We start from the raw sequence: 19605 nt of genomic DNA on the forward strand, positions 1-19605 counted from the left end.
GTTACGCACCACGCCTTCAGTAGCTGAACAGGAGGGACAGCTGATAGAAACAGAAGCCACTGGAGCACCTCAAAAACACCATCATACACTAAATCAGTAAGTTGGCACCATTACCGCTACATAGAGGTAGTAGCATAAAAGAACAACCTACTTAAGATGTTTGCTTCTCACTCACAGCGGACCTTTAGCTCAGTTAGCATATCCGCTCAGTGCCAGAAGCGGATGTCGTAAGATTCGTTCGGCTAAAAGAGCAAATTCTTCTGCATCAGAGTGACAGGCCCTGCGGATTCACATTTATCATTACTCTCTGCAAAGTACTTTTATTTTTGCCCGGGGTTACGATAAATATCGGGTCGATTGATTTGCCAGACAAAATCTGGTCGGTTCAATGGGTTATACCCCAGCTTCTGGTATAACCATGGCGCGCTGTCGGTTACCAGCATTATCCGTCGCAGACGTGACAACAATGGATGGGCATGACAGCATTCAATCAGCCAACGTCCAAGACCACTTTTCTGATAATCGTTCAGCACGTAGACGTCACACAAATAACCAAAAGTGGCATAGTCTGTGACCAGACGGGCGAAGCCGATTTGTCTTGTTCCATCCAGGAGCGCGAAACAAAGGCTGTTCTGGATTGATATCCTGACCGTTTCAGCATCAATACCAGGAGCCCAGGACGATTGCGAGAGGTAATCGTGAATGGCTTCTAGCTGAAAAAAGCTGGGATCGGTTGTGACAATAAATTTGTCTTTGGTAAAACGCAGATGCTGATTATTCACCGAACTCCTCCTTTTGGGCTACTTGTGATGAGGCACAGGGCTGTCCTCTATGCCGGGGAATGCTCAGGATGCTTTTTCATATACTGTCATGATAAATACCAGCGGGTTCTCCCCCTGGTTTTCATAGAAATGAGGAACGTCCGTTCTGGCGGTTGCCGAACAGCCAGTATTTACCCGATACATGTGTTCCTGTACGCCGAGTGTGAGCGTGCCCGACTGCACATAAAACAGTTCAAGCGTACCTTCCGTGTGGCCGGGGGACGCAAACTTTTCCCCCGGCTGCATTTCCCACATCCAGAGCTCGGTCATATCAGGGCCACCTGACCCTGCGAGCAATCTTGCTCTCCCGCCTTTTTCACCTTCCCACAATTCAGGGATCTCATCTTCAGCAATGAGATGCACGGTCGGTTTTGAACTGACATCCACAAAATCAGCCACCGAAACCCCCATTGCGGCAGCCAGGCGGCATAACAGGGCAATGCTGGGATTCGCCCGGCATCCCTCTATCTCAACCAGCGCTCCCTTGCTGACGCCTGCCCGACGGGAGAGTTCATCGAGGGATATCTTCTTATGCTTACGATAGAGTTTAATTCGCTGAGATACGGCTTCATTCACAGTGTTGACGATAGCGTTTGCATCGGTCATTAAATTGACTTTTTTGGTCATTGGTCATTATCATGGGATAAAATGGTCATTACAGGATTATCACGTGCTAACAGTATCTCCGTCAATTACCCCTGAAATTTATCGTATTGCTCCCGGTTTTCGTGCACTGAGCATTTGCGTAAAAGCTGCGCCAGTGCTTAATCCCGACATTGGGGAAACGGCGCTGCGTGAAGCCTGTGAAGCCGTTCTGGCCGGTGAACCAGATTGGGCGGACTCTCATCTGGCGGCATGGGCCGACGTTTTTCAAAAGTTTGGTGCTAAACCTAAACGCACCCCTTGCTCAGCAGATGCGTTACGCAAGCGCGTGTTACGTGACGGAACGATGCCAGCGCTCGATCCTATCGTTGATCTTTATAATGCCGTTAGTCTCCGCTATGCCGTTCCGGTTGGTGGAGAGAATCTCTCTGCCTATCAGGGGGCGCCGCGTCTGACTGTGGCAAAAGGAACAGAGCCTTTTGATACCGTCAAAGAGGGAGAGGCCACCGTTGAGTCTCCTTCACAAGGCGAGGTTATCTGGTGTGATGATATCGGCGTGACCTGCCGTCGCTGGAACTGGCGACAGGGGATCAGAACCCGCTTAGGCGTGGAAGCTCAGCAAATGTGGTTCATTCTGGAGAGTCTCCCGCAGATGCCGCTGGATAGACTTCACGAAGCCGGGAAGATGCTGACCGACGGCCTGGAAAAAATGATGCCCGGTCTGTGGTTTGAAGTTGCTCTCATCGAAGAACAACAGCTGTAATACCCTTCAGGAGAAAGAATTATGTTTACCGGTTTGTCGGCGTTTCCATTAACCCCAGTCACTGCCCGAGGCGTGGATGAAAAGGGTTTTAGCCATATTCTTTCCCGTCTTACAGACGCTCGGGTTGATTCTATGGGCATCCTGGGGTCAACCGGAAGCTACGCCTATCTGACCCGGGAGCAGCGCAAGCGCGTAGCAACGCTGGCTAAACAGCATGCAGGGAACATCCCCGTTATGGTGTGTGTGGGAGCGGTCAGTACCGATGCCATTCTGCATCTGGCAGAGGATGCACAGGCAGCTGGTGCGAATGCGCTGTTACTCCCGGTGGTCAGCTACCAGCCACTCCGTGACGAAGAAGTCTTCTCACTCTTTGAGACCGTTACCCGGCACGCGTCTGTACCGGTGTGTATCTATGATAATCCGGGCACTACGCATTTTACCTTTACGGATGAACTTCACGGTCGTCTATCCTCACTTGAGGGGGTTCGCTCGGTCAAGATCCCTGGCGTCCCGGATAGCCCCGCTGCAGCGATTGAAAGGGTGAATGCGTTACGTCAACATTTGCGCCCTGGCGTAACAATCGGTATTAGTGGCGACGCTTATGCGGGGCTGGGATTAAACGCCGGTTGTGAAGTGTGGTATTCCGTGTGTGGCGGTCTGTTCCCTGAGATGGCGAAACAAATCACCGAAGCTGCGGCGGCAAACGATCGTCAACGCGTTACAGCCCTGACAACCCGCCTTGAGCCGTTGTGGTCGCTGTTCCGTAAACATGGCGGAAGTATTCGCGTTATTGCCGCTGCGGCTGGTGTGCTTGGGCTTACCGACATGGATTGCCTGCCTCGCCCTCTGCAACCGTTGTCAGCTGGCGACATCGCGGATATTGCCCATGTAATAAGCACGCTGGAGCTGAAGTGATCTCCGCAGGACTGGGTGTCTACCGGTCCTTACCGCAAAATTTTATTATTGAAGTGACTCTTCTTCGCCTGATAGCTTATCTGCATCAGGAGAATAATGCTGGCAAACGCACGCCAATTTATGCCCGTCAGGATCGCGCAGATAGGCAACATAAAAATCGGGGCCGTAGGCGGTTCGTGTACCGGGCACGCCTTCATCCTTTCCTCCCGCACGGAGGCCCGCTGCATGGAAGCGTCTGACAATTTCCGCGCTATCGGCTCTGAATGCGAACATTGTCCCGTTTCCCGCCGTCGCGGGTTGCTGGTCAAAAGGAGGACAAATGCAGAAGCTAAATTCGTCATCCGGATGATTTTCGTTTCCCCACATTGCCCAGCTATCAGTCCAGGCGGGCAGACGTGAATAGCCCAGCACGTTAAAAATAGCGTCATAAAAGTTCACGGCGCGCTGAAAGTCATTTGTCCCTATCGTGATATAAGCCAGCACCTTATAACATCCTCTATCCACGCAGCCACGGCGTAACTGTTAGTCCGGTCAGCAAACCTTCCGGGCTGAGCAGGCGAGTAACGGTTTGCCCCCACGGTTCCGTGCGGTTGGCGACCAACAACCGATAGCCTTTTTCACTCAGAACACGGGTAGCGGAATCGAGATCCTGCACCTCGTATTCAATCCATCCCTGCGGTATCGGATGCTCCACGGGCCATTCCGATTCACCAAAACAGGACGTTGCCGCCTGTGACAGCGGCCAGACGGCAAAATGCTTCACGCCCGGTAAGCGTCCCTCTTCAGTGAGCAGATACTCGGCATTGTCCTCCATCGGCTTCAGCGGCAGACCGAGTGTCTGGATATAAAACGCGGTGCTGGACGCTGTATCCTGTGAAATGGGCCCGAACCCGGCGACGAACATGACATCAATTCCCGGTAACGTCTGCGACATATCCACTCCTTAATAGCCTGAAATGATGGAATTTAGCGTAGAGCTGTCTGAAATACGACTCTCATTTCTGGTTCCGCATTCACCGCGCCTGCACGTTCGCGGCGGGTTTGAAAGTGAACGCGATAGCGATCAACAGCACGACTCCCGCACTCATCACCAGCCATGCGCTGGTCAGCGAGACCGAACTGTCGCGAACGATCCCGGCAACTAGCGGCATGAGCGCGGCGATCATATATCCTCCTCCCTGAACTTTTGACAGTAACTTCCCGGCCTGCGCGGGCGTTCGCGCATGATCGAACGTGACGATAAGCGACAGCGGGAAGAGGGCGCCGATACCGATGCCAAGCAGCAAGGTTGATAAGACCGGCGTGGTACCTGGAGAGAAGACCAGGCACAGTAATCCCGCCAGCAGCAGTAACAGTACAGTTATCAGCGGAACACGGCGGTCGGGGAATTTACCGATCAGCGCGGAGACGGCAAACCCGGCGGTCACTTCGGTTAAGGTCAGCCATGCCAGCATATAGCCGCTGCTGCGTGCAGACCATCCTGCCTGAATATAGAGCGGGGGCAGCCAGGCTAAGACCAGCGTGTAGGCACCCGTCCCCACGCCGAAAAAGAGCAGAAGGAGTCCAGTCCGGGAGGAAGAGAGCGTAACGGATTCATGTGCTGTTTGTTCACCTTGAGGCTGCTTAACCAGGGGTAACCACAGCATCAGCGCCAGCAGCGCAAGCACGCCTGCCATAGCCAGCGCGGGCTTCAGCGTGAGCCATGAAAACAGCGGCTCGGCGCTGGCGGCGGCGACTGCCGCACCGGCCATAATGCCCGTGCTGAATAGCGACATGATCGTGCTGGCCGTTTGCGTATACGCCTTTTTTATCAGGGCAGGCATTAACGCCTGGATCGTGCCGATGCTGGCCCCGCCCAGTAACGCGGTGCCCATCAAACCCGTCAGCGAGGTGCTAAAACCGCGTAATGAACAGGCTACCAGCAGGATGAACAGCCCGAGCATAATTCCCCTGACGGCACCGACCCTGGATAAAAGCCAGGGGCCACACAGGGCAGACAGTCCCATCATCGCCACCGGCAGGGTGGTCAGCAGGCTGAATTGCGTTGCGGTCAGCCCTGCTTCGCGCTGCAGCACAGAGAACAGGGGGCCAACCGAGGCCAGAATGGGGCGCAGATTCAGCCCGACGATAAAAGCGATAATAGCGAAGAGTAACGGTGACGTGCGTTTCAACATGGCATCCTTTTCGGGTGTGAATGGCCCGGGCAAATTGCCGCGAGCATTTATCTTAACGTTAAGGTAAAATCTGTTTTAGTGTAAGATGTACCGCACAACTCGATAAATTCCCACGCCATACGGGGTGAAGATGAAAGACCATGTAGACTTCGTTGTCGGCCAGTGGAGCCGCGCCATGCCCGAGCTGGACGCCTCGTCGATGAAAATTTTTGGTCGAATGCTCAGGCTGATGAAGCACCTGGGAAAAGAACGCGCGCTGGCCATGGCGCCGTTTGGCTTTCGCGAGGGCGAGTTTGACGTCCTCGCCACGCTGCGCCGCGCCGGGGAGCCGTACTGCCTTTCGCCCACGCAGCTGTATACATCCCTGTTGATCACCTCAGGGGCGATGACGAATCGACTCAACCATCTTGAACAGCAAGGCTTTATCAGGCGGATTGCCGATCCCGATGATAAGCGCAGCTCGCTCGTCAGCCTGACGCTGTACGGGCAGGAGCGTATCGAACAGGCGCTGCTCGTGCACACGGAAACGCAAAATGCGCTGCTGAGAAACCTCTCTGAGGCGCAACGCGCGCAGCTTGAGTCCCTGCTCAGGGTGCTGCTGCTGACGTTTCCGGCCGAGGAATGGGATGAAACGTCACCGAGTGCCGATAATACAAAAACAGCATGATTACACCTGACAAAAAGGGAACATATGTCTTTACCGCCACTGTATGCGCTGCGCGCGTTCGAAGTTGCCGCACGGCTGAACTCCTTTAGCAAAGCGGCTGAAGTCCTGAATATCACGCCGGGGGCGGTCAGCAGGCATGTCCGGACGCTTGAAATGTGGTTTGACTGTGCGCTGTTTAAGCGGCAGGGTCCGAGAGTGGAGGTCAGCGACGCCGGGCGCATTCTGGCCGGGCAGCTTAGCGAAAGTTTCTCGAATATTGAGTGGGCCTGTCGCGCATTCAAAAGTGAAAACCACCTTCTGCGCCTCAAAGCCCCCAGCACCCTGACGATGCGATGGCTCCTCAATGTGCTTAAATCCTTTCGCGAGAACCACGCGAAGCCGAAAATCGAAATCGCCAGCGTCTGGATGGACTTCGACACTGTTGACTTCAGCCGCGAGCCCTACGATTGTGCGATCCTCCTCGGGAACGGCTATTTTGGCGAGTCAACGGAGAGCCGGCTGCTGTTCAGCGAATGGCTTATTCCGGTTTGTACGCCGTCTTTGCTGGAGCCTGCCCGGCATCAGCTTCCAGAGTGCGATCTTATTCATCCATCACCGGACAGACGGGACTGGAAGCGCTGGCTGAAAAGGACGGGCTTATTCCCCGGCCTCGACATGGGCGGCGGGATCGTGTTCGACACCCTGGAGCAGGGAAGCCTTGCGGCCATGCACGGACACGGCGTAGCGATGGCGGATCTCCGGCTCACGCTCGACGCGCTGAAAAGCGGCCTTCTCGCGCTGCCCTTCAGGGAGGCGATAGCAACAGGGGACGGTTACTACCTTGTCTGGCCCAAAAATTCGCTCAGAGGACAGAGTATTGAACGGTTGCTGGCCTGGCTTAACCTTAATGCGCCAGTGGTGCCCTCTTTGGATATTGTCTGTCTTGATTTCAATGAAAAGCGGATTTAATAAATAGCGGAATATTAACAGGGAAATATTCCGCACAGTGAACGTATTTATGCGTAGGGAATATTTGCCATCTTTTTATATCTTTCCGGCAGGGCGCTGTTCAGGTTGAGTAATTTATCCAGTATATATAGCGCAGGGGTTCCCTTTGCGCGTTCAGCTTCGATCAGCGCAGAACGTAACAGATTGGTAGCCGATGTCATTTCACGGAAGTACTCCTCAGATTCAGGCGTCTGAACTTCGCCTGAAGCGGCGTAACGCACCCGGGGCCAGTCCGCGAAGTCCAGAAGCGGAAGGATCCCGTCGTCTTTGGGTAAATGCGCAGAGAGCAACTCTTCGGCGTTACCCGGATTGCTTTGGGCGAAAGACAGAAGATGCAGTCGATGAATAAAGGGCGAAAGCACCTCACCGCTATCGTTTTCTGACGAAAGTAACGTTATTAACGCATGTATATTTTCACCCGCGATGTTTTTTTCAGGTGAGATCATTTTCATTAGATGAAATAAAACATCGAGTGTCATACGTACTCCATATGCATGCAGGTGTATTTATTATTTGAGTTTCGCTCTCTGTTCCAGGTCAGGAAGAGACCGGGAATGAAGGGATGGTATTTCAATGAGATTACGTTTGAAAAACGAGAAATAGTGGGAATCAATGTGAGTTTTACTCAACATAGGTTTTATTATTCAATGAGATTCTCCAGATGTGATGATTAACTTACAATGATCAGCAAAATATCTGTCCGACAAGCGTCTACAGAGGCGAGCAAACATGAGATTAGAGAGTGCGTCAGTTTTAGAAGAACTCCGGACCAGGCTAAGACCCGCATCGGTCGCGCAGGTCGGTGGGTTCCGGCCACCTGAAGATCCCATTACGTCATGGTTTCTGAAGGGCGTTTCTCGCGCAGATGAAGGATTACCCACCTGGAAGGGCAAACCCATGTTTCCACTTCTTCAGATCAGGGTCGACGAGCTTCCTGTTATTCCTGACCAGTTGAAGGGCATAGCCCTTCTGGTGTTGTTTCACAATGTGGAACAACATCCCTTTGACGAACCGCACGGTGAAGGATGGTTAATTCGCGAGTATGCCAGCCTCGAAGGGCTTCAGCCATTGCCTGAATTGGACACGCCGTATCGGCCGTTTCCAGTTCAATGGCTGAGTGTCATTGACGATGCTCCTGGATGGGAAGATGCCCGGGATATTATTGATCTCTCTTGCGTAAATGATGATGAGCAGGCCAGTGATAGTTTTTTTGAAGATTTCAATCGCTACAGGGGAACCAAGGTAGGGGGATTTCCGACTGAGATACAACACGGTGTGGGAATCGAAGAGTTTGTTTTTCAGGTTGGGTCAGAAGAAAAAGTAAACTGGATGTGGGCGGATAACGGTATCGGTTACTTTCACCGGTCATCAGAAGGGGAATGGCGGTTTTCATGTCAGTTCTACTGATGAGCTTCCTGCCGGGGGATTGACCACTCGCCCGGCAGTGATTTGTTTCACAAATCCCATCGCGCCTCGACCGTTCAGGATGGTATAACGTCCTGCGGCAACCGGGTTGCCGCAGACAGCCCACATACCTAAAGGTGTATATGAAACAGATTACTTTCAGTGACCTGCAGCAGCAAAGCGAGCAGGCCGCACATTCTCCTCGCTTACGCGCGCACCGTAATTTACACCCTGACCTGAGCGACCCGGTGCAGCGCCTGGCCATTGCAATGGAACCCGGTACCTATGTCCGCCCCCACCGCCATCCGCACACCTTTGAACTGCTGACGGCGCTGAGCGGTCGCTTTCTGGTGCTGAATTTTGACGACAGCGGAAACGTGACCCGGCGCGTGGTGTTAGGCGAAGAGTGTAAAGTCCTGGAGATGGATGCCGGAACCTGGCATGCCGTGCTGTCGCTGGATAGAGGCGGCGTCATTTTTGAGGTTAAACACGGGGGGTACCAGCCCGTGCCCGAGCATGATACCGCCCCATGGTCACCGGCAGAAAACGAGCCTGGCACCGAGAAGCTGATGCAATGGTACGCTCAGGCACAGGTGGGTGACGGTGGTTTTACCCTGTAATTATTCTCTTATGTGCCCGGCGCGCGGAAAGGCGAGCCGGGTAAAGAGATAAGCGCCCACCTGAGTCAACTCACCGTACTAAAAAGCCAGTCACGAGCAGTCGACAGCGTCACAAACGGGCCTGCCAGCGTGCTGTTGTGATGGGCAATAATGTCGCTGGCGGATAAACAGTCATTATCCATTGTGGTATGCGCATCTGAAATTAATACCGTCCTGAAACCCAGCGCCGGTGCGGCCCGGCAGGTCGTATCGACGCAAAACTCTGTTTTCATCCCGGCAATGACCAGCTGCTTGATGCCTCTCTGATTAAGTTCTCGCAGCAATACCGTATCCCGAAAACAGCTGGGATAGCGCTTGGTGAAAACAACGTCCTGCTCCTTCACGTCCAGTTCAGGTATCAGCTGTGTTAACGGCCCCTTTTCTGAGAAGGGGGAGTCGTCCGGCCCAATATGGCGGGCAAAAAAGACGGGCACCTGCGCGTCTCGGGCGTTGGCGATTAACAAGCGGATATTGGCCAGAACGGCATCGGCGGAGCGAGGGGAAACCGGGCCCCGAAAGAGGCCCTGCTGCATGTCGATAATCAAGAGAGCATTGTCAGATGAAACCATTTTCTTTCTCCATTCAGAGGGTGGTGAACGGAGAGAGATTTCCCCGTCCATGTCGGCGGGGATTGAGGTTCTGTTTGTCAGTCGTTCACTACAGACACGCTCGCACCGCCGAAGGTTCCGGTGGTGGTGAGGGTGGTTGTTGGCTGAACTGACGTAAACATGTTATGACCTTCGCTGATATATCTTTTAAATCATATCCGGACGAGTCGTTAAACTTTAAAAATTTGCTGCCGATAGTTCTTTTCAATACCATCAATATGCCTGTAAAGATGAACAAAATCATATCAGCATATTTGGTAGTTGCGTATTTGTCGGCTCGACTTATTGCACAATCCAACAGTGCGAGAGACTGGATAAAAACCGTTGTGTTTCGATAAAAAATCACAAAAAGGATGTGCGTATGTTGAAAAGATTAGTCGCGGGGCAGATGAGCTTACCGATGACTTTCTGGGGATGGGGAATTTGCGGTAATTTTCTACTGGGTCTCATTGGGCTTGCTGGAGTACAGACCGGTCACCCGGCCATGGTGCCGCTTTCCTATATACTTAAAGCCATTCTGTTCAGTGCTGTACTTTCCGGCATAACTTTCATTCTGCGTCGAAAAATCACCGTATTGGGTGGGATCGCTTTTTTTATTATCTTGATTCAGGTGATTATGAGTGTAGTGATGACGATTGGCCTTTCCTCGTTATTTTTTGAATAATCACAAGAAAGAGCGTTCCGGTTTGCCAGCAGGATCCCTGACGGTTAGTAACATCGAGAACACGTGCCTCCTTATGGCGAAGGAGGCACGCCGTTGCCGGCTGGATAGCCGATATTATTTTAGGTTGCCGATCTCGCTCAGGAATTCGTCAACCTGCTCGGGCGTCGCCGTGTCTGCCTGGTAAAGGATATCGAGCTTAACGTTCTTCAACCCGCAGAAGCCAAATACCCCTTCGATTATCTGCGTCTGAATCGCCCTCGAGTAGCCGTGTTTGTCGAACCCGGTAAAATCGCTCCCGCCAGTGGCAATCAGGCGGACGGGAACATCCCTTAAGTTGCCCACAATCCGGCCGTCGTCGGCCACCTTATACGCCCAGTTCAGGGTTAACACGCGATCGAACCAGCCTTTCAACAGCGCGGGAACCGACCACCAGTACACCGGGAAGACGAATACCAGCATATCCGCGCGCTCGACGCGCTGTTGCTCGCGCAGAATATCGTCGGGGAGGGCGCTCGGATCGCCGTGATACAAATCGAGATCGGCGCGGGTCATCGACGGATTAAACCCTTCAGCATGCAGATCGGCGATCTCAACCTGCGTACCTTCCTCGCGTAATTTCCCGGCAATGCGGGCTGCCAGCGTATGGGATAACGAATTGTCGATCGGGTGTGCCGTCACGATCAGCGCGTTTTTAATGGCATGTGTTGCAGACATAGCGACCTCCAGATGGGGGAGAAGTGACGCCTATATTACTATTGGTAACTTAGGTGTCAATCCGCCCCCGGCGATCATTTTGTGCTATTCGCGTAGGTCTCCAGCACCCCGGTCATGGCGCCGCAGAGCATATCTTCTGCCACATTCCGGGCGAGCACGCCGTTGCCCGCCGCGGTGCTGAGCGCCTCCGCCGCGCCAATGATGGCCGTCAGTACCGCTTCTCCCTGAACGCCTTTTAAGACGATAAAAGGAGAAAGCGCGGTGCGCAGGCAGTCGGCACATTCGGCCACGCACGCTTCCCGAAACGTCTGCAGCGCGCGAGAACCGGACAGCGCCGCGGCGATTGGCCCGGTTTCAGGCCCGGCGGCAATCGCACAGTCGATATAGGCCGCGCTGAAAAAACGGATCGTCTTCTCCAGCGTTTTGCTGTCCACCGCCAGCGTCTCGCGGAATTTTGCCAGCTGCCGATCGCTATAGTCCTGGTACAGCGCCATCAATAGCCCTTCACGATCGCCAAAGTGGTCGTAGGGGATGGGCTTGGTCACGTTAGCCCGTTCTGCCAGATAGCCAAGGGTCAACGCCTCCGTGCCTTGCTGACGCACGATCCCTCGCGCAACCTCCAGCAGCTGCACGCGGCGGTCCTCTTTTCTTAAGCGCTTAACAACCATGCTTGCCTCAGGTCAGTTATCTACTGATGGTAGTTTACACGCTTTCCGTGGCAGGCTGCACGCGTTGTTCAACCGGGCGGATCCGGAACCAGATCGCATACATCGCGGGCAGGAAGACGAGCGTAATGATCGTCCCGCCCAGCGTTCCGCCGATCAGCGTCCAGGCCAGCGTGCCCCAGAACACCGAATGCGTCAGTGGAATGAACGCCAGCACGGCCGCCATGGCGGTGAGTAAGACCGGCCGCGCTCGCTGGACCGTCGCCTCGACCACCGCCTGGAACGGATCGAGGCCGTCCTTCTGGTTATGATCGATTTGACCGATCAGGATCAGCGTATTGCGCATCAGAATGCCGGAGAGGGCGATCAGGCCGACCAGCGCGTTGATGCCAAACGGCTGATTAAATATCAGCAGGGTCGGCACGACGCCAATCAGCCCCAGCGGCGCGGTTAAGAACACCATGACCATCGCGGAGAGTGAGCGCACCTGCAAAATGATGATCAGCAGCGTCAGGGCAATCATGATCGGGAACAGCGGTAACATGGCCTGCGTGGCTTTGCCCGACTCCTCAATCGACCCCGCCATGTCAATGCGGTAGCCGGCCGGCAGCGAATCAACGATCGGCTGGAGCTGCTTCATGATGGCGACCGACACGTCCGGCGGCTGAAGATTATCGGCGATATCGCCCCGTACGGTAATCGTGGGGGTGCGATCGCGGCGGCGCAGGATCGGGTCTTCCATGCCGACCTCTATCTTGCCAATTTGAGACAGCGGCACGCGCTGTCCCGCATTGCCGACCAGGGTAAAGCCTTCGATTTTTGCCGGGTCAAGGCGGATATCTCCCGCCGCGCGGGCAACGACGTCTACCGATCGAATATCTTCCCGCACGGAGGTGACAGGCACGCCGGAGAGCAGGAACTGAAGCTGCCCGGCAACGGCGCTGGAGGTTAAGCCGGTCGCCTGCAGGCGGTTCTGATCGAGAGTGAAATGGAGCACCGGAACGCGCGAGCCCCAGTCGGTGTTAACGGTTCGCATCATCGGGCTTGCCTGAAGCACGGCTTTCACCCGTTCGGCGATGTCCTGCACCTGTTTGACGTCCGGCCCCGACACGCGCCAGGCAACCGGGAAAGGCGAGTAGGGGCCAAACACCAGCTGCGTCACCCGCACGCGGGCTTCGGGCGCAAGGCCGCTGGCGACGGCCTCCCTGAGCCTGAACTTGAGCGCCTCGCGTGACGTCTCGCTGTCCGTCAGGATCACGATTTTCGCAAAAGAGGGATCGGGCAGCTCGGGGGCCATTGCCAGATAGAAACGGGGCGAGCCCTGACCAATATAGGCCGTGACGATTTTGGCTTCCGGCTGCTTGCCCAGCCACGCTTCTATTTTTGCGGTAGCGGCGCTGGTTTGCGTAATCGAGGTGCCATAGGGCATCTGCACTTCAACCAGCACTTCCGGGCGATCGGAGGTCGGGAAGAACTGTTTTTTTACCAGCCCCATGCCGAGCACGGCCAGAATGAAAATGGCGACCACGGACCCGGCCACGCGCCACTTTCTGGCGATAACGCGGCCAAGCAGCTGGCGAAAGCGGTTATAGCGAGGCGTGTTATAGATGGCGGCATGGCCCCCTTCCACTTTGGGGATCGCCGGCAGGATCTTCACCCCCAGATACGGCGTGAACACCACAGCAACAAACCATGAGGCAATCAGGGCGAGGCCGACAATCCAGAACATATTGCTGGTGTATTCCCCGGCGGTCGACTGGGCAAACCCATTCGGCATAAAGCCAATCGCCGTCACCAGGGTACCGGCCAGCATCGGCGCGGCGGTGTGGCTCCAGGCGTAGGCCGAGGCTTTGATTCTGTCGTAACCTTCCTCCATCTTCACCACCATCATTTCGATGGCGATAATCGCATCGTCAACCAGCAGGCCGAGGGCGAGGATCAGGGAGCCCAGCGTGACGCGGTCAAAGTTTATTCCCGCGGCCTCCATCACCACGAAGACGACCGCCAGGGTCAGCGGCACCGCCGCCGCAACCACCACCCCCACGCGCCAGCCCATGCTGACAAAACAGACCACCATGACCACAAGCAGGGCGACGAAGAATTTGATCATAAACTCATCGACCGAGGAGCGGATATTCACGGACTGGTCGGTGACTTTGGTCAGGGTCATGCCAAGCGGCAGGCTATCGTTGATTTTCGCCGTCTCCGCATCCAGCGCTTTACCCAGCGCCAGGCCGTTCCAGCCCTCACGCATGACAACGCCCAGCAGCAGGGCGGGTTCATGCTGATTGCGTATCAGCATCGTCGGGGGATCTTCATAGCCTCGTTCAACCGTTGCCACATCCGACAGCGTGAGCGTTTTGCCCTGAGCGACTAAAGGCGTATCGCGGATTTTCTGCAGTTCATCGAACGCGCCGTCCAGGCGGATAAAAATCTGCGCGCCCCGGGTCTCAATGGCGCCCGCCGCGGCCAGGGCATTCTGGCCGTTGAGAGCATTGAAAATATCCTGCGGTGAGAGGCCCATCGTCGCCAGACGGTCATGGGAGAAGGCGATATAAATCCGCTCGGCCTGTTCACCGATGATGTTCACTTTTTTCACCCCGGGAACGTGCAGAAGCTGCTGGCGCAGGCCTTCGGCATCGCGTACCAGCTGCCGCTGCGGTTCGCCTTTTGCTTTCAGAGCAAAGAGGGCAAAGGTGACATCCGAGAATTCGTCATTGATCATCGGGCCGATGACGCCCGCCGGGAGACGCTGGGATTCATCTCCAAGCTTTTTACGCGCCTGATAGAACTCCTCCTGCACTTCGGCTGGCGGGGTCTTGTCCTGCAACGACAGGGTGATATACGCCATGCCGGGACGGGTATAGGTTTCGGTACGGTCATACCATTTGAGTTCCTGCAGGCGCTTTTCCAGCGGCTCCGCGACCTGATCCTGGATCTCCTGCGCGGTCGCACCCGGCCAGACGGCAATCGCCGTCATCTGCTTCACGGTGAAGGGCGGATCTTCCGCGCGTCCCAGTCCAAAAAAGGCGTAAATACCGGCAATCGTCACCAGAACGATCAGAAACAGCGTGACGGAACGCTCGCGGACGGCCAGCGCTGACAGGTTGAAGCGGCTTTGGCTCATGGCGCGTTCTCCGCCGGAGCGGCATGGCGCTGTTCTGCCAGCCTGACAACTTCACCTTCGTGCAGAAGATGGGCGCCTAACGCAACGATCTTCTCCCCGGGCTTCACGCCGCCCGCGATCTGGACCGCGTCTTCGCCCACGCTCAGCACCTTAACCGGCGTCCATGTGACCTTTGCCGGCTGGGCGGAAATGCGCCAGACGCCGGGCCCTTTACCCGCATCGTAGAGTGAGGCCAGCGGGACCTGCATGGCCTGACCTTCCGCTTTCGGGTCTTCAAGGCTGAGCGTGACGGTTGCCCCCAGCGGCGCGTTCGCCAGCTGGCCTGCCAGCACGTAGCGTGCTTCATACGTCCGGGTTGCGGCATCCGCGGAATCAGACAGCAGGCGCAACGTGGCGGTGACCGGGTGCTGTTCACGGCCATAAAGCGTGGCCCGTGCTTCGCTGCCGACGGCAGGGCGCAGCGTCTCCGGAAGCTGCACGAGCGCTTCGCGCTGTCCCGCTCTGGCAAGGCGGATCGCCACCTGTCCGGCGCTGACCACCTGACCGGGTTCGGCAAGCGTCTCCATCACCACGCCGTCTGAATCCGCCAGCAGGACGGCATAGCCCGTGGCGTTTTGCGCCACGTTGGCCTGCGCCCGGGCGGCGCTGAGATCCGCCCTGGCCGTATCGGCCGCCGCTTTAATCTGATCGTACTCCGCGGCGGACACCGCGCCGGACGCCACCAGACCGCGATAACGCGCCTCATCGCTGGTGGCTTTTCTCGCCCGCGCCTGGGCAGCATCCACCGCGCGCTGCTGCGCCTGAGCCTGTAATTTCAGGTCAACCGGATCCAGACGCAGTAAGGGCTGGCCCTGTTTGACGGTCTGCCCGGTATCCACCAGGCGTTCGAGGATTTTACCCTGAACCCTGAAGCCCAGGTCGCTTTGCGTTCTTGCCACCACCACGCCCGTAAAGGTGCGAGCGGCTGGATTCGCCCTCTCGACGGAGGCGGATCTGACAAGCGGAGGCCTGGTGCGCGGATCGTCACTCACGGAAATATCGCCGCATGCCGCGAGGGCAAACGGCAGAAGACATATGGCAAGGCGGGCTGAAGTGAGCCTGAGCATGGGAAACCCTTTTGAAGTAACAGGACAGTTTCCGCATTCTGTGATTAGTGACCAATAAAGTCAATGGTCACTAATCAGGGGGCCAGGCTTCTTAAAATCAGTGAGGAGAGAAGTACCGCCGCCGTTGGGGCAGTTTCAAGGTTGTACTGCAGCTGAACGGGGTTAATGTAAGGGCACATCACCATGTAAACGGCACAGGTGACCTCGTCCAGCGGCGTCTTCCTTTCGAACTCTCCAGCCTGTCTGCCTTCGATAATGATGCTCTCAATCAGCTTCAGGAGGCTTTCGGTATACCTTTCCGTCGAAGGCCACTTCTCCCGTGACGCGACGGCGGCGATGTCGTAGAGCTTGCGATCGTGGAAAAACAGCTCGCTGCCGGCCTCGGTGAGCGACTTAAAAAGACGGCGGAGTTTTTCGCTGGCTGACGGCGCATCCTCAATGGCGGAAAGCACGGCCGCCATGATCAGCTCCAGGCGGTTAGCGCAGATCACTTCGCCGATAGCCTGCTTGGAATCGAAGAACTTATAAATGTAGGATTTTGAAAAACCGATAGATTTCGCCAGCTCGGCGACGGTGGTTTTTTCATAGCCGTAGTGGCCGAAGTGCTCAAAGGCCGCTTCGACGATTTGCTCTCTGACAGAATGGTCAAGTGGACCACGTATTGATGGGGCGTTCATAGTTTTAGTCATTATGTAAGCTTAGCGTGACGGGCCAGGGTTGGCAACGAGTGACCATTTTGTACTTTGGTTACTGTTGTGCTGTCTTACGTCGTGAAGACGGGACAATCGGCCGGGTGGAGTAAGTGTATCACTGTTTTTTACGTTAATGTTTTTTAAGCCAGTCGAGAAAAAACTGGCTGAACGCCGTAACCTGAAGCGGCTGAAGCTTGCGCTGCGGGTAAACAAGCTGCAGCCCGACATCTTTGCGATCGTAGCGGCTAAAGCCGGTGAAGCTGTCGGCAAACAGCACCGTGAGTCTTCCGGCGTCAACGTCGTCTTTGACGTCCCACCACGATTTCCCGGCGATGCCCGCTCCGCCCAGGGCCCACTGACGAAGCAATGCCCCGTCGTCGCACACCATGGCGGGCTCGACGCGAACAACGCTTTCCTCTCCCTCATGTTCAAAGCGCCATTCGTTCATCACCACGCCCTGAGACTCCAGCGCCAGGCACCGGTGCCGGGCTAGATCGGCAAACGTGGCGGGGATACCGTGGTCGTTAAGATACGCCCCGGAGGCAACCAGCACCCGACGGTTCGGGCGGATGTTTCTGACGACAAGGCTGCTGTCCGGCAAATTGCCGAAGCGCACGCTCATATCCAGCCGGTTAGCGACCAGATCCTCAACGTGTTCTTTTAGCGAGATGTAAAATTTGACGGCAGGATGGTAACGAGAAAATTCAATGACGGCGGGGCTGAGATACTGTCTGCCAAAGTCCGAGGGCGCGGAAAGGCGAATATTGCCGCTGAGCACGCCCTCTTTTTGCGTCAGCAGCGACTCGGCGTGATGCACCTCTTCCAGCACGCGCAGCGCGGCGTGATAAAACTCTTCGCCTGCGCGGGTCAGGGTGAGGGATCGCGTTGAGCGATGAAACAGGCGCGTCTGGTAACGCTCCTCAATTGCCTTCAGCCTGGCGGTCATCGTGGCAGGAGAAAGCGACAGGCGTCGTCCGGCGGCGGAAAGACTTCCGGCCTCGGCGACTTCCACCAGTAAGGCCATGTCTTCGAGTTTACCCATTATTCATCTTTTCCGAAAAGTGCATCTGTTTTTAGCGTAATTATCAAAATCAGATGCCGACTGTAAAGTGATTTCATCCAAACCATAAGGGATGAAAACATGAAACCTGCTTCACTCTTTGAACGCTACAGGCTGGGGTCGCTGGACCTGAAAAATCGTATCGTCATGGCGCCGATGACCCGCGCGCGCTCCCTTCAGCCGGGCAACATTCCCTCCGCGCTGATGGCGGAGTATTACCGGCAGCGGGCCAGCGCGGGGTTAATCATCACCGAAGCCACGCAAATCTCGCCTCAGGGTCAGGGATACTCCTGGACGCCCGGCATCCATTCGCCGGAGCAGGTTTCAGGATGGCAGCTCACGACGGGGGCCGTACATCAGGCGGGCGGCGTCATTTTTTCTCAGCTCTGGCACGTTGGGCGAATGTCGCACGCCAGTTTTCACCAGGACGGTCAGCCCGTCGCCCCGTCAGCGCTGGCCCCGGACGCGCAGGTGTGGGTGGTGAATGAGCATGGAGAAGGCCAGATGGTTGACTGCCCGCAGCCGAGAACGCTCTCACGCAAGGACATTCAGAACATCGTCGCGGACTATCGCCAGGCCGCTTTGAATGCCGTTCAGGCCGGGTTTGATGGCGTGGAGGTCCACGGCGGAAACGGCTATCTGATCGACCAGTTCCTGCGCCAAACCTCCAACAAACGCACGGACGAGTACGGCGGTACGGTGGCTAACCGGATCCGCTTCGCCCAGGACGTGTTAAGCGCGATTGCCGAGGCGATTGGTCACGAACGTACGGGCATTCGTCTTTCGCCGTTTATTACCCAGCGCGGGATGAACGACCCGCAGGTCTCTGAAGCCATACTCGCGCTTGCGGCCTGGTGCGAACAAAAAGGGATTGCGTTTATCCACCTGGCGGAAGCCGACTGGGACGACGCGCCGCAGATTCCTGAGCATTTCCGTCAATCGCTTCGCGAGACCTTCAGCGGCACCCTGATCGTCGCGGGCAACTATGACCTTGCCAAAGCCAAAGAAATTCTGGCGGCGGGCTATGCCGATTTGATTGCCTTCGGACGACCGTTTATTGCCAACCCGGATTTGCCTCACCGGCTGGCGCACCGCTTGCCGCTGGCCCAGGTGCGCGACCCCGCCACGCTGTTTGGCGGCACCGCTACGGGCTATACCGATTACTCAACGTACACCCAGCAGGAGGAAATATGATGACCCGTAAAACCTTAATTATCGGCGGCGCTTCCGGCATCGGTTTCGCCGTGGGCACCCTGCTTGCCGGGCGCGGCGAGGAGATTATGCTTGCGGGACGCGATAGCGCGAAACTGGACGCTGCACGGCAACGACTGGGCGCTCATGCCGCGTCTGTTAGCACTCTCGTGCTCGATATCAGCCGTGAGGAAGAGCTTGTTGCGCTCAGTGAAACGCTGGGCGAGGTCAATAATATTGTCGTCACGGCGGGTTCACAGGCGCCGGGCGGGCTGCTTTCCGGACTGGATCTCCGTGCGGCAAGACAGGCCTTTGATACAAAATTCTGGGGAAGCCTGAATGTCGCCCGCTATCTCAGCGGGAACATCGCTCCCCGCGGGACGCTGACCTTCACCAGCGGGTTTGTGGCGCGCCGCACCGTGGCGGGCGCCATCGTAAAAACAACGATGAATGCCGCCATTGAGGCCGCGACAAAGGTGCTGGCGAAAGAGCTTTCCCCGCTGCGCGTCAACGTCGTGAGTCCGGGGCTGACCGACACGGAAGCGTATGCGGGGATGGACGCCGCCGCGCGGGAAAAAATGCTCGCCGGCGCGGCGGAAACCCTGCCAGCCAAAGCCTGGGGAAGGGCGCAGGACATCGCACAAGGGTATCTTTTCGCCATGGACAATCCGTTTGTCACCGGGTCGGTCATTGATATTGAGGGCGGGGCGTTAATTAACTGACCCCTCATTAATGTGATCCGCAGGGTATCGTCTGCGGGTAACGTAACATTCTGTAGAGAGACA

23 protein-coding genes are annotated in these 19605 nt (G+C 56.1%); 9 read left to right on the plus strand and 14 right to left on the minus strand.

All coding sequences use genetic code 11. The features are described from left to right. From FHC52_RS23050 to FHC52_RS15950, 3 genes are all read right to left on the minus strand, one after another. Nucleotides 1-60, minus strand: a 60-nt coding sequence (locus tag FHC52_RS23050) for an IS1 family transposase (RefSeq protein WP_131646547.1), incomplete at its 3' end; no start/stop codon positions are given. 260 nt (nucleotides 61-320) lie between these two features. After that, nucleotides 321-782 carry a GNAT family N-acetyltransferase gene (locus FHC52_RS15945; RefSeq protein ID WP_008502363.1) on the minus strand — a complete coding sequence of 154 codons (462 nt, stop codon included), beginning with the start codon at nucleotides 780-782 and terminating at the stop codon, nucleotides 321-323. A gap of 63 nt (nucleotides 783-845) precedes the next feature. Further along, complete coding sequence (locus tag FHC52_RS15950) at nucleotides 846-1448, minus strand: helix-turn-helix domain-containing protein (protein ID WP_063615658.1); 603 nt, start codon at nucleotides 1446-1448, stop codon at nucleotides 846-848. Between the two features lie 43 nt (nucleotides 1449-1491). On the opposite strand from FHC52_RS15950, the gene FHC52_RS15955 reads away from it, so the two are divergent. Both FHC52_RS15955 and FHC52_RS15960 read left to right on the plus strand, forming a co-directional pair. After that, nucleotides 1492-2187 (plus strand): B3/4 domain-containing protein, encoded by a 696-nt coding sequence (locus FHC52_RS15955; RefSeq protein ID WP_063615659.1) that lies wholly within the window; start codon nucleotides 1492-1494, stop codon nucleotides 2185-2187. 21 nt (nucleotides 2188-2208) lie between these two features. After that, nucleotides 2209-3102: a dihydrodipicolinate synthase family protein gene (locus FHC52_RS15960; protein ID WP_063615660.1), complete on the plus strand. Its 894-nt coding sequence runs from the start codon at nucleotides 2209-2211 to the stop codon at nucleotides 3100-3102. Between the two features lie 45 nt (nucleotides 3103-3147). Here the strand turns inward: FHC52_RS15960 and FHC52_RS15965 are convergent, their stop codons facing one another. The 3 genes from FHC52_RS15965 to FHC52_RS15975 form a co-directional block, all read right to left on the minus strand. Beyond that, complete coding sequence (locus FHC52_RS15965; protein WP_021241346.1) at nucleotides 3148-3585, minus strand: VOC family protein; 438 nt, start codon at nucleotides 3583-3585, stop codon at nucleotides 3148-3150. Nucleotides 3586-3598: 13 nt separating this feature from the next. Continuing rightward, nucleotides 3599-4036, minus strand: coding sequence for a VOC family protein (locus tag FHC52_RS15970; RefSeq protein WP_063615661.1), 438 nt, complete (start codon nucleotides 4034-4036; stop codon nucleotides 3599-3601). Nucleotides 4037-4115: 79 nt separating this feature from the next. Then, complete coding sequence (locus FHC52_RS15975; protein ID WP_063615662.1) at nucleotides 4116-5276, minus strand: MFS transporter; 1161 nt, start codon at nucleotides 5274-5276, stop codon at nucleotides 4116-4118. Between the two features lie 130 nt (nucleotides 5277-5406). Between FHC52_RS15975 and FHC52_RS15980 the strand changes: the two genes are divergently transcribed. Both FHC52_RS15980 and FHC52_RS15985 read left to right on the plus strand, forming a co-directional pair. Then, nucleotides 5407-5943 carry a MarR family winged helix-turn-helix transcriptional regulator gene (locus FHC52_RS15980; protein WP_220420144.1) on the plus strand — a complete coding sequence of 179 codons (537 nt, stop codon included), beginning with the start codon at nucleotides 5407-5409 and terminating at the stop codon, nucleotides 5941-5943. Nucleotides 5944-5967: 24 nt separating this feature from the next. Then, on the plus strand, nucleotides 5968-6891 hold the full coding sequence (locus FHC52_RS15985; protein WP_063615664.1) for a LysR substrate-binding domain-containing protein: 924 nt from the start codon (nucleotides 5968-5970) through the stop codon (nucleotides 6889-6891). A gap of 47 nt (nucleotides 6892-6938) precedes the next feature. On the opposite strand, the gene FHC52_RS15990 is transcribed toward FHC52_RS15985, so the two are convergent. Next, nucleotides 6939-7409: a hypothetical protein gene (locus FHC52_RS15990; protein ID WP_008502353.1), complete on the minus strand. Its 471-nt coding sequence runs from the start codon at nucleotides 7407-7409 to the stop codon at nucleotides 6939-6941. 250 nt (nucleotides 7410-7659) lie between these two features. Between FHC52_RS15990 and FHC52_RS15995 the strand changes: the two genes are divergently transcribed. Further along, nucleotides 7660-8337: a DUF1963 domain-containing protein gene (locus FHC52_RS15995; protein ID WP_063615665.1), complete on the plus strand. Its 678-nt coding sequence runs from the start codon at nucleotides 7660-7662 to the stop codon at nucleotides 8335-8337. 140 nt (nucleotides 8338-8477) lie between these two features. Next, on the plus strand, nucleotides 8478-8954 hold the full coding sequence (locus tag FHC52_RS16000; RefSeq protein WP_032663581.1) for a WbuC family cupin fold metalloprotein: 477 nt from the start codon (nucleotides 8478-8480) through the stop codon (nucleotides 8952-8954). A gap of 65 nt (nucleotides 8955-9019) precedes the next feature. On the opposite strand, the gene FHC52_RS16005 is transcribed toward FHC52_RS16000, so the two are convergent. Beyond that, on the minus strand, nucleotides 9020-9562 hold the full coding sequence (locus FHC52_RS16005) for a cysteine hydrolase family protein (RefSeq protein WP_063615666.1): 543 nt from the start codon (nucleotides 9560-9562) through the stop codon (nucleotides 9020-9022). A gap of 400 nt (nucleotides 9563-9962) precedes the next feature. Between FHC52_RS16005 and FHC52_RS16010 the strand changes: the two genes are divergently transcribed. After that, entirely contained in the window at nucleotides 9963-10265 is a 303-nt protein-coding gene (locus FHC52_RS16010; RefSeq protein ID WP_008502349.1) for a hypothetical protein, read from the plus strand. A gap of 114 nt (nucleotides 10266-10379) precedes the next feature. Here FHC52_RS16010 and FHC52_RS16015 read toward each other — a convergent pair whose 3' ends face one another. The 6 genes from FHC52_RS16015 to FHC52_RS16040 all read right to left on the minus strand — a co-directional run bounded on the left by FHC52_RS16015 (nucleotide 10380) and on the right by FHC52_RS16040 (nucleotide 17611). Continuing rightward, complete coding sequence (locus tag FHC52_RS16015) at nucleotides 10380-10979, minus strand: NAD(P)H-dependent oxidoreductase (RefSeq protein WP_063615667.1); 600 nt, start codon at nucleotides 10977-10979, stop codon at nucleotides 10380-10382. A 74-nt stretch (nucleotides 10980-11053) separates the two neighbouring features. Continuing rightward, nucleotides 11054-11647 (minus strand): TetR/AcrR family transcriptional regulator, encoded by a 594-nt coding sequence (locus FHC52_RS16020; protein WP_008502347.1) that lies wholly within the window; start codon nucleotides 11645-11647, stop codon nucleotides 11054-11056. A gap of 34 nt (nucleotides 11648-11681) precedes the next feature. Then, nucleotides 11682-14771: an efflux RND transporter permease subunit gene (locus tag FHC52_RS16025; RefSeq protein ID WP_063615668.1), complete on the minus strand. Its 3090-nt coding sequence runs from the start codon at nucleotides 14769-14771 to the stop codon at nucleotides 11682-11684. After that, on the minus strand, nucleotides 14768-15877 hold the full coding sequence (locus FHC52_RS16030) for an efflux RND transporter periplasmic adaptor subunit (RefSeq protein WP_126288821.1): 1110 nt from the start codon (nucleotides 15875-15877) through the stop codon (nucleotides 14768-14770). The genes FHC52_RS16025 and FHC52_RS16030 overlap by 4 nt, the downstream gene beginning before the upstream one ends. A 74-nt stretch (nucleotides 15878-15951) precedes the next feature. Then, nucleotides 15952-16566: a TetR/AcrR family transcriptional regulator gene (locus FHC52_RS16035; protein ID WP_031275020.1), complete on the minus strand. Its 615-nt coding sequence runs from the start codon at nucleotides 16564-16566 to the stop codon at nucleotides 15952-15954. A 133-nt stretch (nucleotides 16567-16699) separates the two neighbouring features. After that, nucleotides 16700-17611 (minus strand): LysR family transcriptional regulator, encoded by a 912-nt coding sequence (locus FHC52_RS16040; protein ID WP_063615669.1) that lies wholly within the window; start codon nucleotides 17609-17611, stop codon nucleotides 16700-16702. A gap of 99 nt (nucleotides 17612-17710) precedes the next feature. Between FHC52_RS16040 and FHC52_RS16045 the strand changes: the two genes are divergently transcribed. Beyond that, nucleotides 17711-18823, plus strand: coding sequence for an alkene reductase (locus FHC52_RS16045; protein WP_063615670.1), 1113 nt, complete (start codon nucleotides 17711-17713; stop codon nucleotides 18821-18823). After that, complete coding sequence (locus FHC52_RS16050) at nucleotides 18820-19542, plus strand: SDR family oxidoreductase (protein WP_021241361.1); 723 nt, start codon at nucleotides 18820-18822, stop codon at nucleotides 19540-19542. Before FHC52_RS16045 ends, FHC52_RS16050 begins: the two co-directional genes overlap by 4 nt. Nucleotides 19543-19605 lie beyond the last annotated feature (63 nt).

The sequence above is a fragment of the Enterobacter sp. EC_64 genome, assembly GCF_019584165.1.
Classification (GTDB): domain Bacteria; phylum Pseudomonadota; class Gammaproteobacteria; order Enterobacterales; family Enterobacteriaceae; genus Enterobacter; species Enterobacter roggenkampii.